This is a genomic window from Streptomyces sp. URMC 124, assembly GCF_051386455.1.
Classification (GTDB): Bacteria; Actinomycetota; Actinomycetes; order Streptomycetales; family Streptomycetaceae; genus Streptomyces.
The window spans coordinates 1-15378 of the sequence record NZ_JBPQTS010000020.1 but is presented as its reverse complement, the minus strand read 5'-3'; the positions used below and the strand labels follow the sequence as shown (position 1 = coordinate 15378).

Here is a 15378-nt window from a genome sequence, read left to right as displayed (position 1 = left end):
GATGCATAGCATATCCAGGCAATATGGATAAATGGGGCCTTTTGGCTGTTGGCTACCCCCACCTGGGGTACTCGCCCGGCGAGCAGGCCGTTCGAGACCGGGGCGCCGCCGTCGCCCCCTGTGCGGGCCCGTGCCGGTCGTCTGCGCGGAGCGTCCGGGCGGGACCGGCATCGACATGCGGTAGGGGTACGGATTCGTGCCGCCCGGCAGCCGGGCCTGCGCCCCTGCACCCCTGCGCCGGGGCGTGGCGCCCTCAGCGCCCCGCCCCGCCAACCGTCTCGCGGCCCGCCCCGCTCACCACCTCGCGGGCCGCCGCGCCGGCGGCGGCCGGTCGTTCCTTGCCGGCGGTCGCGAGTTTCAGCTGGCGGACGTACATGAAGACTCCGAAGCTCGCGCACAGCGCCAGTGCCGGGGCGCCGACGATGTACGCCCACACGTGCCGGATCCCGAGCCGCCGCGATTCGACGATCATGAAGGCGGACAGGCCCAGCCAGATCAGCACCAGATCCGCGTAGATGAACCGGGACGCCAGGTTGGTCGTCGCGTCCCGCAGGAAGTTCCGGATGACGCCGAGCGCGCCGGCGTCCGCGTTCTGCCGGACGAAGGCGACGGCCAGTGCTCCCATGGCGAGGGCGCCGCCGAGCGCGAACAGCGCGTAGAAGACGCACAGCGCGCGGTCCCTGCCCCGCACATCACCGAGTCGCATCACGCGGGCCTCCAGGCCGGTCACGAGGGTGGTCGTAGCAGTAGTCGTCGAGGTCGAAGTGCCGGGCCCGCCACGCGGCCTCGTAGGTGCTGGCGGGGCGGACGGCCGGCGCGTCCCCGCGCTCGTCGAAGTAGTAGCTGTTGGAGCGGCGGCAACTCCCGTGGGAGAAGACCGTGTACGGCTGCCGCCGCAGGGCCCTGCGGAAGGACTCGTCGTGCTTCTCCGGGCGGACGGCCGCCTCCGTGGCGCCCCGCCGCCGGGCCTCGCCGATCACCCGCAGCGCGTGGGTGACCTGGTAGTCGATCATCCCGAACCACGAACCGCCGGTGAAGGAGTACGGCCCGACGATGAACCACAGGTTCGGGAAGCCCTTGACCGACGTGCCCTCGTAGGACTGGAAGCGCTCGGTGCGCCAGAACTCCCCGAGTTCGCGTCCGCCCGCGCCGTGCGTGGGGAACGGGGGCAGGTTCTCCAGCGTCCGGAACCCCGTGGCCAGCACCAGGACGTCGAACCGCTGCTCCTCGCCGTCCGCCGTGCGGATGCCGGTCTCGGTGATCCGCTCGATGGGCTCGGTGACGAGGGAGACGTTGTCGCGGGTGAAGGCGCGCCAGTAGCCCTTGCCGAACGACGGCCGCTTGCAGCCCAGCCGGTACGCGGGAAGGAGCTTGCCCATCAGCTCGCGGTCGCCGCCGACCTGGCGGCGCAGGTAGCGGCGGGACGCCGCCTCGCCGGCCTTCACCAGGAAGGGGAACCGGCGGTAGTGGATCATGGCGATCACGAAGCCGGCCTCCGTCGCGGTGTCGGTGACCAGGCGGATCGCCCGCTGCGTCCACGGCGCCGCACGGAAGAGCCGGCGCAGCGCTCCGGGGAACGCGAGGTCCGGCTTGGGGAAGACCCAGATCGGGGTGCGCTGGTAGACGTGGAGGTGTTCCACCCGCGGCGCGATCTCCGGGATCAGCTGTACGGCCGAGGCGCCGGTGCCGATCAGCCCCACGCTCCGGTCGGCGAGTTCCAGCGAGTGGTCCCACGTCGCGGTGTGCACGACGTCGCCCTTGAACCGGTCCAGCCCTTCGATGTCCGGCGCCTTCGGCTTGGTGAGCCAGCCGGTGGCACAGATGACGAACCGCGCCGTGAGCGACGTCCCGTCCGCCAGGGACACCCGCCACCGGTGCTCCGGCTCGTCGTACGCGGCCCGCACCACCCTCGCGTTGAGGCGCAGACGGGACCGGAGGCCGTACTTGTCGACGCAGTGCTCCGCGTACGCCTTCAGCTCCGCACCGGGCGGGAAGGCCCGGGACCACGACGGGAAGGGTTCGAAGGCGAAGGAGTAGGAGAAGGCGGTGATGTCCACGGCGATGCCGGGGTACCTGTTGGCGTGCCAGGAGCCGCCGGCGCCGTCCTGCTCGTCGAGGACGGCGAAGTCCTCGATGCCGGCCCGGCGCAGGCCGATCGCCGCGCCGATGCCGGCGAATCCGGCGCCGATCACCAGCACTTCGTGGTCGGGGGCCACCGGCGTGCTCCTCGGCGTGCTCCCCGGCATGCTCCCCGGTGTGTTCGCCGGTGTGTCCCTCCGGCCCTTCCCGGGCGCGCCCCGCCGCCCGGTCACAGGGACAGACCGATCGCCAGCAGGGCCCCGAACGCGAGCAGCAGCAGGCACGTGTGCTCCAGCGCCGGTATCAGGTCGCGTCCGCGCGCCCCGCTCAGCACCCGCCGCAGCGGGAAGACGGCGGAGGGGACGGCGGCGACCACGAGCAGGGCCCAGGGGCGGGCCGTGGCCAGCAGGGCCGCGGACGCGAAGGCGGCGGCGACGCACAGCCCGTAGTAGACCCGGGTCCGCTTCTCGCCCAGCAGCACCGCGACGGTGATCTTCCCCGAGGCCGCGTCGGTCCGGATGTCGCGCAGGTTGTTCGTCGTGAGCAGCGCACAGGCGAGCAGGCCCATGGGCACGGACGCTCCGAGGGCGAGCGGGGGCACGTGACCCAGCTGGACGCCCGCCGTGGCGCACACGATGACGACGCCGTGGAACAGGAAGATGCTCAGGTCGCCCAGCGCCCGGTAGCCGTAGGGCCGGGGGCCGCCGGTGTAGAACCAGCCGGCGAGCCCGCAGTACGCCGTGACGGGAAGCATCCACCACGAGATCGCCACGGCCATGGCCACGCCGGTCACGATCGCCACGGCGTACAGGGCCGTTCCGGCGCGCAGCACCTGCCGGGGCGAGGCCTGTCCGGAGCCGACCAGCCGGGAGGGGCCGAGCCGCTCGTCGTCGGTGCCGCGGATGCCGTCGCTGTAGTCGTTGAAGTAGTTCGTGCCGATGACGAAGCCGAGCATGAACAGCAGGGTCAGGGCGGTGCGCCACCAGAGGGTCTGGCCGAGCGAGTGGGCGATTCCCGTACCCACCGCGATCGGGGCCAGGGTCACGGGCAGGGTCTTCAGCCGGGCGCCGGTCACCCATGTCCGCACCGCGCCGGAAGCCGGCCGCTGACGGGCGGTCACCTGGGCGCTCATCGCTTGGTCCCCACGCCCAGGTAGAGGACGTCGGTGGACTTGGTGGGGATCATACGAACCTCCTCGCGTCGTCTGACGAGGTATCGGGCCAGGTCGCGCAGGTGCGGGCGCAGCCCCAGCAGCCGGAGCTCCACGCCGTGCGCCCGGGCGACCCGGACCAGCCGCTGCCGGTTGACGAAGAGGCGGTGGTCGTGAGTGCCCCGCGCGGGCCTGCCCGGGAGGGGGAGGTTCTCGGCGAGGGTGATGGCGACGAACCGGGCGAGCCCGGTGTCGGGAATGGTGTCGACGATCAGCGTGCCGCCGGGGCGCAGGACCCGGCACAGCTCCGACACCACGAGGAACGGGTCCGGAACGTGTTCGAGGCACTGCCCGGCCGTGACGACGTCGAAGGACGCGTCGGTGAAGGGAAGCCGGGTGATGTCGGCCCGCAGGACCGCGTCGTAGCCGTGCTGCCGGGCTTCCCGCAGCGCCAGGGCCGACAGGTCGACGCCGATCACGCGGTACCCCTTGCCGGCCAGGTGCGGACCGAACAGGCCGCCTCCGCAGGCGACGTCCAGCAGGCGGGGCCGCCCCTCGGTACCGGAAGCGGGCCCGGGTGCGGGACGGGGGTCGGGCACGAAGCCGGCGCGGGCCCGTGCGATCCAGCCCAGCGGCGCGAGCGCCCCGCGCGGATCCCACCACTGGTCGGCGAGACCGTCGTAGTCGGTGATGAAACGTCGTCCGTTCCCAGCCACACGTCGTCCGTTCCCAGCCACAGCCACCGTCCGGGGGGTGGGTTCCGAGCCGCATCTTTGGCTCGAAAGGCTAGGGAGAGTGCCGCTGCGGGCACCAGGAAGTGCGCCCCGATGACCCCATAACCCGTCAGGTTCCGTTCGGGGCCACCCGTCAGGTTCTGTTCCGGGCCTTCGCTTCGGGCCTTCGCTAACGAAGCTGGTGGGAGCCGGGAGTGTGGCCGTACGCGCGGCGGAAGACGTCGATGAAGGCGCTGGCCGACGACCAGCCGCACAGGTGGGCCACGGCCGTCACCGGGGTGTTCTCCGCCAGCAGGATCAGGGCGTGGTACAGGCGCAGTTGGGTGCGCCACTGCGGGAAGGTCATGCCGAGGTCGGACTTGAAGAGCCGGGACAGGGTGCGGTCGCTCGCGCCGACCTCCTTGCCCAGCGCCGCGAGCGTGCGGTCGTCGGTCGGGTCGGCCTGCAGGATCGCGCACAGCGCCTTGAGCCGGGGGGCGGTGGGGGCGGGCAGGTGCACGGGCTCCTGCTGAGATGCCCGCAACTGGTCGAGCAGGACGGCCCGCAGGCGCCCGCGCTCGGGGCTGTCGTCGTCCGGCGAGCGGGTGTACGCGAGGATCAGCTCGCGCAGCAGCGGGCCGACGGTCAGCACGGTCGGCTCGTCCAGCCCGAGCGGGTTGTCGGTCGCGGGCAGGCCGACGAGGTGGAGGTCGAGCCCGCCGTGCGCCTGGTGGGCGTGGACGGTCCCGGCGGGCACCCAGATGGCGCGGGTGGCCGGGGCGATCCAGGAGCCCGCGTCGGTGGTGATGGCCAGCACCCCGCGGGCGGCGTAGACGATCTGGTGGTCGTCGTGGCGGTGGGCGTCGATGGCGGCTCCCGGCGCCAGCCACTGCATACGGGTCGGCGCGACCGGCTCATGGCGGATGTTCTTCATCGATTGGCAGATTATCGGAAGTGCGACAGGGCGCCGAGCGGTGACCATGATGAAGTGCCAAGGAACAAAGCGATCCTCCTCCTGTCGGTCGGTCACGCCTGTGTGGACGTCTACCAGGGTGCGGTGGCCGCGCTCGTGCCGTTCTTCGTTGCCGAGCGCGACTACACCTATGCCGCGGCATCCGGCATCGTGCTCGCCGCGTCGCTGCTGTCCTCCGTGGCGCAACCGCTGTTCGGCGTGCTCACCGACCGGTGGGCCATGCCCTGGCTGCTCCCGCTGAGCACGCTCCTCGGCGGGCTGGGGATCGCCCTGAGCGGCCTCGGCGGGTCCTACGCGCTGACGCTGGTCTTCGTCGCCGTCTCCGGGGTCGGCGTCGCCGCCTACCACCCCGAGTCCGCCCGCGTCGCGCGGGTCGCCAGCAAGGGCAGCCACACCGCGATGGGCTGGTTCTCCCTCGGCGGCAACCTCGGCTTCGCCGTCGCCCCCCTGATGGTCGCCGGGGTCATGGCCGCCGGAGGGCTGCGCCTGACGCCGCTGTTCGTGCTGCCCGCCCTCGCCGGCAGCGTGCTGTGCCTCCTCGTCGTGCGCATGCTGGCCGGGACGTCAGGGACCGGGGCGCGCAAGGCGGTTGCCTCGGCCGGCGCCGACGACAAGGCGTCGTTCGTGAAGCTGGCGCTGGCCGTGGTCTGCCGGTCGATCGTCTTCATCGGCCTCAGCACGTTCATCTCGTTCTACACGCAGCAGCGCGCGGGCGGCGGTACGGCGGCGGGCACCGCGGCCCTGTGCGTGCTCTACCTGGGCGGGGCGGTCGGCACCGTGCTGGGCGGCAACCTGGCCAACCGGTGGGACCGGGTCACCGTCGTGCGCGGGGCGTACCTGATGACGGTCGCCGCCGTCGCGGGCATCGTGTACGCCCCCGGCCCGCTGATCTACCCGTTCGTGGCCCTCACTTCGGCCGGGCTCTACATCCCCTTCTCCCTGCAGGTCACCCTGGGCCAGGACTACCTCCCGTCGCGCGTCGGCACCGCCAGCGGGATCACCCTCGGCCTGACCGTCAGCATCGGCGGCCTCGTCAGCCCGGTCCTCGGCAGCATCGCCGACGCCACTTCCCTGCAGACCGCCCTGGCCCCGCTGATCGCGATGCCCGCCCTGGCCTGGCTGCTCTTCCGGACCCTCCCCGAGCCGGTCGCGCCCAAGCCGGAGTCATCGGTTCCGGCACCGCTGAACGCATCGGAACCGGAACCGCTGCAACAGGCCGTGGACACCCCCGGGACCGGGCTCTCCTCCGCGCGGCGGAACCCCCGTTGACGCCGGCGACGCCGATGACGCCGTGGACGCCGCCCGCCCGCCGGCCGCGGGAGCTTCCGCTTCCGCAGATCCGAGAGGCTTGCCGAGGATGTCACTGCAGGACGCGTGCCCGCTGTCGAGCTGGGGCTGTCCGGCTGCTCAACGGCAGCCCTTCTGGCGGCTGCTGTCGGCGCACTCCACGTCCGAAGGCGAAGTCGAGTACTGCCGCTGCTCCTGTGATGCGCTGGTCGTCCTCCGCGGGGGCGAGCTGGCTGCTTTCACCGGTGCGGAAGACCTCTGAGGAGCCCACGGAGAGGTCCGGCTCACGGCGGGGCGTGACCGGCCTCCGCCGCGGACGCCAGCATCCGGTCCCGGTAGGCGCCGGGCGTGACGTGGACGAACTCCTTGAAGCGGGCGATGAACACGCTCGGCGAGGTGAAGCCGCACAGGTGGGCCGTATTGGTGATCGACTCGCCGTTGGCGAGGTGCGCCAGTGAGGCGACCAGGCGGACGAGGGTGCGCCACTGGGGGAAGGACATCCCGAGCTCGGCCTTGATCAGCCGGCGCAGCGTGCGCTGACTGGTCCCCAGGTCCCGTGCGTGGTCGTCGAGGCTGCGGCCGTCGGCGGGGGCGTGGATCAGTGAACTGCTCAGCGCCAGCAGCCGCGGATCGCGGGGGGTGGGCAGCGAGAGCGCGTTGGACTGGTGCTTCTCGCTGCGGAGTTCGTAGCGCAGCACGTTCTCCAGGGCGGAGCGCATCCGGGCCGGACGGTCGGGTTCCGACAGGGCGGTCAGCACGTGCCGGGCCAGCGGGGTCAGGTTCACCACCGTGGGTCGCTCGCCGGTCCTGGCCCGCATCGGCGGGTAGGCCAGCATGATCGTCGACACGAGGCTGCGGGTGTGGGCGCGGTGGGAGTGCTCGAGTCCCGGCGGGATGACGACGGCGCGGTCCGGGGCGGCGACGACCCACGTTCCCACTGTCGTGATCACGGCCAGGACGCCGGTGTGCGGGACGACGACCTGGGTCTGCTCGTGCCGGTGCGGGGGGACGGTCTCGTCCGGGCGCAGGACGAAACGGCGGACGACATCTTGATCATGGCCGTTATAAAGTATCACCTGGCCGATTATTCACTACCGACTGAACAGACGGTTTTGAGAAGCTCCAGGGCAGGGGGGTGCAGAAAGACATTCGAACGGATTCCACGACGTTATTCCGGGCGCGTTCTCGCGCCTTCGGCATCATCCGGCCACGACCAGCCGGATAAAGGTACGGGGAGACCGGCGGTGCCGCGCCGGCCGAGCCCGCACATTCCATTCTGAGAGCTTCAGCGCGTCCATTCATCGCCCTTTCCGCACCGTGCGACACATGATGTGGTCCGGGCCGATCCAGCATGCCCTGCGGACCACGACTCGCTTTGCCGTGGATTGTTTCGGCGATCCATGCGAACGAATGGAAGTGAACGCAACGCATGACCTTCATCACCGCTGCCCACGAGCTGCTCGAGAGTGATGTCTACATCGATCTGCGTCCCACTCTCGGCATACCGCTCCACCTCAGATGCGAAGGCTTCAACTTCGCCGGATCCATAAAAATCGTACCGGCCGCATGGATGGTCGCCACCGCGGAACGCGAGGGCGTCATCGGCCCCGATTCCATCCTGATCGAGTCCTCTTCCGGCAATCTCGGCGTGGCCCTGGCCGTGACCGCCGCGTCGAAAGGGCTGCGCTTCGTCTGCGTCACCGACCCCAACTGCAACCCCGCCACGGTCAACCTCATGCGGGCCCTCGGGGCCGAGGTCGTGATCGTCGGCGAACCCGATGCGACCGGTGGCTACCTGGCCGCCCGCAAGGCGTACGTACGACAGCGCTGCCGGGAGGACCCCGCCTGCGTCTGGCTCAACCAGTACGAGAACCCGGCCAACTGGGCGGCGCACCACGAGAACACCGCCCCCCTCATCGCCAAGCACTTCCCCGACCTCGACACCCTCTTCGTCGGCGCGGGCACCGGCGGCACCCTCATGGGCTGCGCGCGCTACTTCCGCGAACACCGGCCCGGGGTGCGCATCATCGCCGTCGACAGCGTCGGCTCGGTCAGCTTCGCAGGAACCCCGGGGCCACGGCACATCCCCGGGCTCGGGGCCGGCACCCCCATGCCGCTGATCGACCCGGACCTCACCGGCGACCTCGTCGACGACGTCATCCGCGTCCGCGAGATCGACACCATCCGCACCTGCCGCCGCCTCGCCGCGCGCGGGATGCTCCTGGGCGGCTCCTCGGGCACGGTCGTCACCGCCGCCTCCCGGTGGCTCGCCCGGCACCGCACGTCCGCCCGCACCGCCGTCGCCATCGCCCCCGACCTGGGCGAGCGCTACGTCGACACCATCTACGACGACACGTGGGTCACCCGTCACTACGGCCCCGAGGACGTCCACTCACTCCTGGAGAACCCTTGAGCGACCAGGCCGAAATCCCAGAATTCTCCGTCGTCCCGGGCCGTACGGTGCACCGGGTGCTCGACGGCCGGCAGCGGGAAATCACCGAGCTCGTCGAAAAGGCCTACCTCCTGCACGGCGAGGCCCGCACGATAAACCCGCCCTCGTACTTCCTCCGCTTTCCCGACCGGCCCACCGCCCGCATCATCGCGCTGCCCGCATCGGTCGGCGGCGACCGTCCGGTGGACGGCATCAAGTGGATATCCAGCTTTCCCTCCAACCTGGCCCGCGGAATTCCCCGCGCCTCCGCCGTGCTCGTTCTGAACGACCCGGTCACCGGCTATCCGTACGCCTGCCTGGAGAGCTCCATCATCAGCGCGGTACGTACGGCGGCGTCCGCCGCGGTCGCGGCCCGGGCCCTCATCGGAGACCGCCCCGTGCGCCGCGTGGGATATCTCGGCACCGGGCTCATCGCCCGCTATCTGCACACCTATCTGTCCGTTCTCGGCCGGACGCCCGAGGAATTCGGCGTCCACGACCTGTCGCCGGATTACGCCCGAGGTTTCGCGGATTACCTGAGCGGCACGGCCGGCGGGGCGGGCGTGCGCGTCCACGATTCCGCGGAAGAACTCGTCCGCTCCTGCGACGTGGTCGTCTGCGCCACCACGGCGGCTGCCCCGCACCTCCTCGACCCGTCCTGGTTCGCCCACCACCCGCTGGTGCTGCACGTGTCGCTGCGGGACCTCGGCACCGACGTCGTCCTCGACAGCGTCAACATCGTCGACGACGTCGAGCACGTCCTCAAAGCGAACACCTCGGTGCACCTCGCCGAGCAGCTGACCGGCGGCCGGGACTTCCTGCACGGCACGCTCTACGACGTCCTCACCGGCAGGACCGCCGTCCCCGGCGACCGCACCGTTGTCTTCTCGCCCTTCGGCCTCGGCGTGCTCGACCTCGCGGTCGGCGAACACGTCTTCACCCGGGCCCGGGAGCAGGGCGAACTCTCCGTGGTCGACGGTTTCTTCCACGACCTCAAGCGGCACGGCAGCCCGGATGCGGAGGCGGTGGCCCGATGACGACGACGCCGCAGAAGACGGACCACAAGCCGCAGAAGGCACACGGGAAGACCGGCCGGGAGCCGTTCGGGGCCGTGCAGGTCCGCGCCGAACTCCCCCTGGCCCCCGGCGCGGTGGCCCGGGCGAACGCCCTGGCCCTGCGCAAGGCCGGCCGGGACGCGGACACACGGACCGGAGTACTGGAGCACGTCATCCGGCACGCCGAGCAGGACCCCGGCCGCCCGGCCGTCACCGAGGGCGAACGGACGCTGAGCTACGGCGAATTGCTGGAGCGGGTGGCCGCGATGCGTGACGCGCTGGTCTCCCGGGGCGTGCACGCGGGCGACGTGGTCGCCGCGGTGGGACCGCGCAGCACCGCCACGCCCGTCGTCTTCCTCGCCCTGGAGAGCCTGGGCGCCTCCTACCTGCCCGTCGACCCCGGCTGGCCCGAGGTCCGGGTCCGGGACGTCCTGGACCGCAGCCGGGCCGCGCTGCTGCTGGACTACTCCGGCGCGGGCGGCGGCGCAGGCGGCACTGCGGGCGGCACTGCGGGCGGCGCCGCGGGCAGTACCGCCCATGCCGCCGTCGCGGCCGCCGCGGCCGAAGGGGTCCCGGCGCTGCGGCCGCCGGCGGAGGGCACGTCCGCCGCGCCCCTGCCCCGCACCACCGCCGACCGCTCCCACGAGACCCGCTACACCATCTTCACCTCGGGGACCACCGGCCGCCCCAAGGGCGCCACGGTCGAGCACCAGGGCATGCTCAACCACCTCCGGGCCAAGGTCGCCGACCTGTCCCTGGGACCGGACGACGTCGTGGCCTTCACCGCCCCGCTGGTGTTCGACATCTCGATCTGGCAGATGCTCTGCCCGCTGCTGGCCGGCGGCCGCCTCGTGGTGGTCGACGACGGCGCCGTGCGCTTCCCGCGCCGGCTCGTCACCACCCTCGACGCCACCGGGGTGACGGTCGTCGAGCTCGTCCCCACCGTCGTCGGCTGGCTCGTCGACGAGACGCGGCGCCTGGGCGGCGGCCTGCTGCAGCAGCTGCGCCGGCTGCTGTCCACGGGCGAGGAGCTCCACCCCGCCGTGGCGGCCCGGGTCCTCGACGGCCTCCCGCACGTGGCCGTGATCAACGCCTACGGGCCCACCGAGTGCTCCGACGACGTCACCCACCACCTGGTGACCTCCGCCGACCTGGCCCGCCCCCGGCTCCCGGTCGGCTCGCCCGTCCTCAACACCGCCCTCTACCTGCTGGTGCACGGCGCGGACGGCACGTGGCGGGCGGCCGAACCGGGGGAGAGCGGCGAGCTGTTCGTGGGCGGGACCGGCGTGGGGCTCGGCTACCTCAACGACCCCGCCACCACCGACCGCGCCTTCTTCCGTGACCCCTTCGACCCGGCCTCGGCGACCGGGCGGCTCTACCGCACCGGCGACCTCGCCCGCTTCGACGACGGGCTCGTGCACTACCTCGGCCGCGGCGACCGGCAGGTGAAGGTCGCGGGCGTGCGCATGGAGCTCGACGAGATCGAAGCCGTCCTGCGCCGGCACCCCGCCGTCGACCGGTGCGCCGTCACGGTGTCCGGCGAGGGCGACCTCGCCGAGCTGGTCGGCCACTACTGCCCGCGCGAGCCGGTGCGGCCGGAGGCGCTGGAGGAGGCCCTGGCCGCGGCCCTGCCCCCGGCGATGGTGCCGCGGCGCTGGCGGCAGTGGGACGCACTGCCCCTCACCCCCAACGGAAAGACCGACCACCGGTCGCTGCAGGCGGCCGCCGCCACCCCACGGAAAGAGGCGCGATGACCACAGCAGCCGTGAAGAAGACCGGGACCCCGGCGGATCGTGGCGAACCGGCGCCCGGCGCACCGAGCCCGGCCGAACGCGCCGCTTCCGTGGCCCGCGTCGCCGAACAGGACCTCGCCCGCACCGAACGCGACGCGGTCTTCCCCGAGAAGGCGCTCGCGGAGATGCGCCGGACCGGGCTGCTCGGCCTCCTCGTCCCCGCCGCCGACGGAGGCCTCGGCGGCACCCTCGCCGACTTCGTCGACGTCAGCATGGTCCTGGGGCGCACCGACATGTCGGTGGCGATGATCTTCGCGATGCACTGTCAGCAGTCGGAGGCGATCGTGCGCTACGCGACGTCGCCGCTGCGCGAGGAGCTGCTGCCCCTGCTGGCGTCCGGGGACCTCTACCTCGCCTCGGTCACCACCGAACCCGGCAAGGGCGGCCACCTGTTCAAGTCGTACGCCCCGATGCCCGAGGCCGGCGGCACCCTGGAGATCGACCGGACCGCGCCGATCGTGACCGGCGGCACCGTGGCGGACGGCTTCCTCATCACGATGCGCAGCCCGCAGGCCACCGCGGACCACCACGTCTCCCTGGTGTACGCCCACCGCCGGCAACTGCGCGTGGAGTCCACCGGGCAGTGGCGCCCGATGGGCATGCGGGCCAGCCACAGCCTTCCGCTGACGCTCACCGGCAGCGTCCCGGCCCACCAGGTGCTCGGCGAGCACGGCGCCTTCCACCGGATCGCCCAGGGCGTGTTCGGGCCACTGGCCCACATCGGCTGGTCGGCGGCCTGGCTGGGGACGGCCTGCGGCGCCCTGTCCCGGGTCCTGCACCTGCTGCGCGACCCCAAGGTCCGCAAGCGGTTCGACCTCGGCTCGGAGCTGTTCCTGACCCGGCTGTCCCGGTCGCGGCAGCGGCTCGACGGCGTCCACGCCCTGCTGCGCCGCACGCAGGAGCTGGTGGCGGGGGAGGGCGACCTGTCCGCCCCGGGGATCCAGCTGCTGCTGAACAACCTCAAGATCACCGCGGCCGAGGAGTGCTACGCGGCCGTCAACGACCTGGTCGACGCCGTCGGCCTGCGGCACGGATACCTCCAGGACTCGCCCACCCGGCTGGAGAAGGCCCTGCGCGACCTGCGCTCGGCAGCGCTGAACTACAGCAACGACCGCCTGCACCTGGCGGACGGGCAGCTCTGCCTGCTCGACCCGGACGTCAGCTTCGCCTGACCCGCCCACGGGCGCTTGGCGCCCCCTGCAGCCGTTCCGCGCCCGCTGCCGCGCCGGAACAGGGAATGCAGCCACGCAGCGGCGTGGCGACACGGAAATGCAGAAATGCAGAAATGCAGCATTGTCGCCCCGGCCTGCCGTGAATCCGCACGGCAAATGAATTACCGAATTCGTCGAACGGCCCCGGTGAAATCCTTGTGCCGGCCGGGGAAAACCCGTTAACGTCGAATCGAGAACCCCACCCGAATCGAATTGCTGGAGGGGCCCACCATGCCCGGAAACAGCACGGAAAACTCCACCGAGAACTGGACCACCGCGCTTCGCTACATCGCGGGCCGAAAGGCCGCCGAGGAATCCCTGGGGTTCATCGCCCACGTCGGCGCCACCATACGGAACACCGCCGGCCCCGCCGACGTCGTGCCGGCGGCGGCCAGGGCGTGCGTCCCCTTCATGGCCTCGGCGGTCTCGCTGGACGCGCCGGCCACGCACTCCGGCCCCGTCGTCCAGGCCCCGGACGGGTTCTCGGCGGCGCTGGACGGCGTGCGCGCCCTGGCCCTGAAGGACGCCGGTCCCCAGCTCGTGATCAGCGGGCACGAGGGGCTGGCCGGGCAGACCGACCCCGCCCACCTCGACCTGCTGCGCGCGTGGGGGGCCGACTCGGCGGTGGCCCTCTCGCTGGACTACCGGGGCGTCGCCGGCGGGCACCTCGTCCTCGTGCGCGGCGCGGCGCACCGCCGGGGCCCGCTCGGCCCCGGCGACCTCGCCCTCATCGCCGAGGTGGCCGACCGGGTCGCGGCGTTCAACGCCTTCGCCACCCAGAACGAAGAATGAAGAATAAGGAGTGGTTATGCCGGCGAGCTGGACAGACGTGCGCTCCTGGATCCTCGAACGCAATCCCGACCTGACGGACCTGGACCAGGAAACCGACATCATCGAGACGCGGATCATCAATTCCCTGCAGTTCGTGGAACTGGTGCTCTACGTCGAGGAACTGCGCGGCACGATGCTGCAGTCCGACGAGGTCGATCTCGATGCCTTCCGCACCCTCAAGGGCATCGAGAAGAACTTCCTCCATGTCTGAACCGTCCCTGGTCGTCCAGGGACGCCTCGAAGAGGCCGCCGACGTCGTGGTCTTCCTGCCGCCCGCCGGCAGCGTCACGACGCCGTACCTGCCGATAGGGGCCCGGCTGCCGGCCGCGCTGCCGGCGGTGCACTGCGAAATACCCGGCCGCGGCCGCCTGGCGCACGACGAGGCACCCGCCTCCGTGCACAGTGCGGTGGGCCGCTGGGCCGGTGAACTCGGCGCGCTGCTCCCCGGACGCCGGCTCCACGTGTTCGGCCACAGCCTGGGGGCGCTCTTCGCCTACGAGCTCACGGCCCTGTTCGAAGCCCGGCCCGGCGGCGGGGCCGAGGTCGCCACCCTGCTGGTGTCGGGCTCCCGCGAGCCGGGCAGCCCTCCCCGTTCCCTGGTGGTCCACGCGTTCGCGGCCCTGCGCCGGGAGCAGCGCGCCACGGACCGGGAGGGCGACGCCGAGGGCGCCCGCCTGCTGGCGGACCTGAGGATGCGCCGGGAGCACCGGACCGCGGGGCAACGGCTCCGCGCACCCCTCGCCCTTTTCTGCGGACACGCCGACGCCTTTGCCCGGCCCGCGGAAATGCTCGAATGGAAACGCTTTACCGGCGGCCCTTTTCTGGGAATGTTTACATTCGACGGCGGACATGATTATTATCTGTCCGGCCGGAAAGAAATAGCGGCGGCAATCGGTAGGATCGTGAATCGCAATCCGAATTCGAATTCAGCAGACCTGGGAGTAAGAAATGACGGCTGAAAACGTCACCATCCCCTCCACCGACCAGCTGATCGACGTCATCGGGAACAGCTCGGTGGGCATCGCGGTGACCGACGGCTCCGGCGCCGTCGTCCTGCACAACAAGGCGCTCTCCGTCCTCATGGGCGGCGAGACCGCCCACCTCGGCGAGCGGATCGCGTCCGGCGGCACGGGCGAGGACCTGGCCGGCCTGCTGGAGCGGCTGCGGAAGGAAGGCCGGGTCGAGCACGCCGCGGTCACCTTCCGCAGCGCCGACGGCAAGGAGCGCGCGGCCCGCGTCAACGCGGTGCTGACGGGCGAGGGCGCCGGCACCCGCATCCACTGGGTGAGCCGTCCCGAGCTCGGCGAGCGGCTGCCGGTCTCCAGCACCAGCACCGAGGACGCGGCCCTGTCCGACGCCACCGCCTGGATCCGCGCGGTCGACGCCTGCGCCCACCCCGCCCTGGCCCCCACCCCGGACAAGGAAGCGGTGATGCGCGAGTTCTACCAGGTGGCGCCGGTGGCGATCCACCTGATCGGGGTCAACGGCAACGTCATGCACGCCAACCCCGCGGATGTCGCGCTGGTCGACTACACCGCGACCCCGACCGAGTACGTCGGCGGCCACATCCGCAAGATCTACGAGGACCAGGGCCTGCTCGACGACTTCCTCTCCCGCTGGGACGAGGACTCGCCGATCATCAACTTCCGCGCCAACTTCGTCACCAAGGACGGGGCCCCGAGGCCGGTCCTGATCTTCTCGACGGCACAGGCCGAGGGCGGCAGCGTCAGCAACACCCGCTGCTTCGTCTTCAACGACCCCGAGCCGGGCCGCGCCCGCGACACCATCAGCGCGTTCGGCTGGCCGGCCTGATCACCGGGGCGGGGGGGGGGGGGGGGGGGGGGGGGGGGGGGGG

Annotated in this window: 16 protein-coding genes; 10 read left to right on the top strand and 6 right to left on the bottom strand. The window is 71.8% G+C overall.

All coding sequences use genetic code 11. The features are described from left to right. Positions 1 to 253: 253 nt before the first annotated feature. The 5 genes from ACSNOG_RS06415 to ACSNOG_RS06395 all read right to left on the bottom strand — a co-directional run bounded on the left by ACSNOG_RS06415 (position 254) and on the right by ACSNOG_RS06395 (position 4876). Positions 254 to 706: a DUF2834 domain-containing protein gene (locus tag ACSNOG_RS06415; protein WP_436751558.1), complete on the bottom strand. Its 453-nt coding sequence runs from the start codon at positions 704 to 706 to the stop codon at positions 254 to 256. Next, positions 693 to 2216 carry a flavin-containing monooxygenase gene (locus ACSNOG_RS06410; RefSeq protein WP_436751557.1) on the bottom strand — a complete coding sequence of 508 codons (1524 nt, stop codon included), beginning with the start codon at positions 2214 to 2216 and terminating at the stop codon, positions 693 to 695. The genes ACSNOG_RS06415 and ACSNOG_RS06410 overlap by 14 nt, the downstream gene beginning before the upstream one ends. A 92-nt stretch (positions 2217 to 2308) precedes the next feature. Then, positions 2309 to 3211, bottom strand: coding sequence for a 1,4-dihydroxy-2-naphthoate polyprenyltransferase (locus ACSNOG_RS06405; RefSeq protein WP_436751556.1), 903 nt, complete (start codon positions 3209 to 3211; stop codon positions 2309 to 2311). Further along, a complete protein-coding gene (locus ACSNOG_RS06400; RefSeq protein WP_436751555.1) occupies positions 3208 to 3945 on the bottom strand; it encodes a methyltransferase domain-containing protein in 738 nt (245 codons plus the stop codon). The genes ACSNOG_RS06405 and ACSNOG_RS06400 overlap by 4 nt, the downstream gene beginning before the upstream one ends. A 187-nt stretch (positions 3946 to 4132) precedes the next feature. After that, on the bottom strand, positions 4133 to 4876 hold the full coding sequence (locus ACSNOG_RS06395; protein WP_436751554.1) for an AraC family transcriptional regulator: 744 nt from the start codon (positions 4874 to 4876) through the stop codon (positions 4133 to 4135). 54 nt (positions 4877 to 4930) lie between these two features. Here ACSNOG_RS06395 and ACSNOG_RS06390 point away from each other — a divergent pair, with 54 nt between their 5' ends. Next, positions 4931 to 6184: an MFS transporter gene (locus ACSNOG_RS06390; RefSeq protein WP_436751553.1), complete on the top strand. Its 1254-nt coding sequence runs from the start codon at positions 4931 to 4933 to the stop codon at positions 6182 to 6184. Between the two features lie 88 nt (positions 6185 to 6272). Then, positions 6273 to 6464: a hypothetical protein gene (locus tag ACSNOG_RS06385; RefSeq protein ID WP_436751552.1), complete on the top strand. Its 192-nt coding sequence runs from the start codon at positions 6273 to 6275 to the stop codon at positions 6462 to 6464. Between the two features lie 22 nt (positions 6465 to 6486). Here the strand turns inward: ACSNOG_RS06385 and ACSNOG_RS06380 are convergent, their stop codons facing one another. After that, positions 6487 to 7278, bottom strand: coding sequence for an AraC family transcriptional regulator (locus tag ACSNOG_RS06380; RefSeq protein WP_436751551.1), 792 nt, complete (start codon positions 7276 to 7278; stop codon positions 6487 to 6489). A gap of 353 nt (positions 7279 to 7631) precedes the next feature. Between ACSNOG_RS06380 and sbnA the strand changes: the two genes are divergently transcribed. The 8 genes from sbnA (at position 7632) to ACSNOG_RS06340 (ending at position 15335) form a co-directional block, all read left to right on the top strand. Then, positions 7632 to 8615: a 2,3-diaminopropionate biosynthesis protein SbnA gene (gene sbnA, locus ACSNOG_RS06375; protein WP_436751550.1), complete on the top strand. Its 984-nt coding sequence runs from the start codon at positions 7632 to 7634 to the stop codon at positions 8613 to 8615. Continuing rightward, positions 8612 to 9670 (top strand): 2,3-diaminopropionate biosynthesis protein SbnB, encoded by a 1059-nt coding sequence (gene sbnB / locus ACSNOG_RS06370; RefSeq protein WP_436751549.1) that lies wholly within the window; start codon positions 8612 to 8614, stop codon positions 9668 to 9670. Before sbnA ends, sbnB begins: the two co-directional genes overlap by 4 nt. Then, on the top strand, positions 9667 to 11442 hold the full coding sequence (locus ACSNOG_RS06365; RefSeq protein WP_436751548.1) for an amino acid adenylation domain-containing protein: 1776 nt from the start codon (positions 9667 to 9669) through the stop codon (positions 11440 to 11442). Before sbnB ends, ACSNOG_RS06365 begins: the two co-directional genes overlap by 4 nt. After that, on the top strand, positions 11439 to 12653 hold the full coding sequence (locus ACSNOG_RS06360; protein WP_436751547.1) for an acyl-CoA dehydrogenase family protein: 1215 nt from the start codon (positions 11439 to 11441) through the stop codon (positions 12651 to 12653). Before ACSNOG_RS06365 ends, ACSNOG_RS06360 begins: the two co-directional genes overlap by 4 nt. Positions 12654 to 12923: 270 nt before the next feature. Beyond that, the gene (locus tag ACSNOG_RS06355) at positions 12924 to 13484 is read left to right on the top strand and encodes a hypothetical protein (RefSeq protein WP_436751546.1); all 561 of its coding nucleotides are present in this window, start codon (positions 12924 to 12926) and stop codon (positions 13482 to 13484) included. 16 nt (positions 13485 to 13500) lie between these two features. Continuing rightward, positions 13501 to 13734 (top strand): acyl carrier protein, encoded by a 234-nt coding sequence (locus ACSNOG_RS06350; protein WP_436751545.1) that lies wholly within the window; start codon positions 13501 to 13503, stop codon positions 13732 to 13734. Next, entirely contained in the window at positions 13727 to 14482 is a 756-nt protein-coding gene (locus ACSNOG_RS06345; protein WP_436751544.1) for a thioesterase II family protein, read from the top strand. Before ACSNOG_RS06350 ends, ACSNOG_RS06345 begins: the two co-directional genes overlap by 8 nt. Further along, entirely contained in the window at positions 14472 to 15335 is an 864-nt protein-coding gene (locus ACSNOG_RS06340; RefSeq protein WP_436751543.1) for a PAS domain-containing protein, read from the top strand. Before ACSNOG_RS06345 ends, ACSNOG_RS06340 begins: the two co-directional genes overlap by 11 nt. Positions 15336 to 15378: the final 43 nt, after the last annotated feature.

What these genes read in the sequence shown, in the direction of transcription:
- ACSNOG_RS06415 (WP_436751558.1), bottom strand. Translation starts at nt 706, where the DNA reads ATGCGACTCGGTGATGTGCGGGGCAGGGACCGCGCGCTGTGCGTCTTC.
- ACSNOG_RS06405 (WP_436751556.1), bottom strand. Translation starts at nt 3,211, where the DNA reads ATGAGCGCCCAGGTGACCGCCCGTCAGCGGCCGGCTTCCGGCGCGGTG.
- ACSNOG_RS06395 (WP_436751554.1), bottom strand. Translation starts at nt 4,876, where the DNA reads ATGAAGAACATCCGCCATGAGCCGGTCGCGCCGACCCGTATGCAGTGG.
- ACSNOG_RS06385 (WP_436751552.1), top strand. Translation starts at nt 6,273, where the DNA reads ATGTCACTGCAGGACGCGTGCCCGCTGTCGAGCTGGGGCTGTCCGGCT.
- sbnA (WP_436751550.1), top strand. Translation starts at nt 7,632, where the DNA reads ATGACCTTCATCACCGCTGCCCACGAGCTGCTCGAGAGTGATGTCTAC.
- ACSNOG_RS06365 (WP_436751548.1), top strand. Translation starts at nt 9,667, where the DNA reads ATGACGACGACGCCGCAGAAGACGGACCACAAGCCGCAGAAGGCACAC.
- ACSNOG_RS06360 (WP_436751547.1), top strand. Translation starts at nt 11,439, where the DNA reads ATGACCACAGCAGCCGTGAAGAAGACCGGGACCCCGGCGGATCGTGGC.
- ACSNOG_RS06355 (WP_436751546.1), top strand. Translation starts at nt 12,924, where the DNA reads ATGCCCGGAAACAGCACGGAAAACTCCACCGAGAACTGGACCACCGCG.
- ACSNOG_RS06350 (WP_436751545.1), top strand. Translation starts at nt 13,501, where the DNA reads ATGCCGGCGAGCTGGACAGACGTGCGCTCCTGGATCCTCGAACGCAAT.
- ACSNOG_RS06345 (WP_436751544.1), top strand. Translation starts at nt 13,727, where the DNA reads ATGTCTGAACCGTCCCTGGTCGTCCAGGGACGCCTCGAAGAGGCCGCC.
- ACSNOG_RS06340 (WP_436751543.1), top strand. Translation starts at nt 14,472, where the DNA reads ATGACGGCTGAAAACGTCACCATCCCCTCCACCGACCAGCTGATCGAC.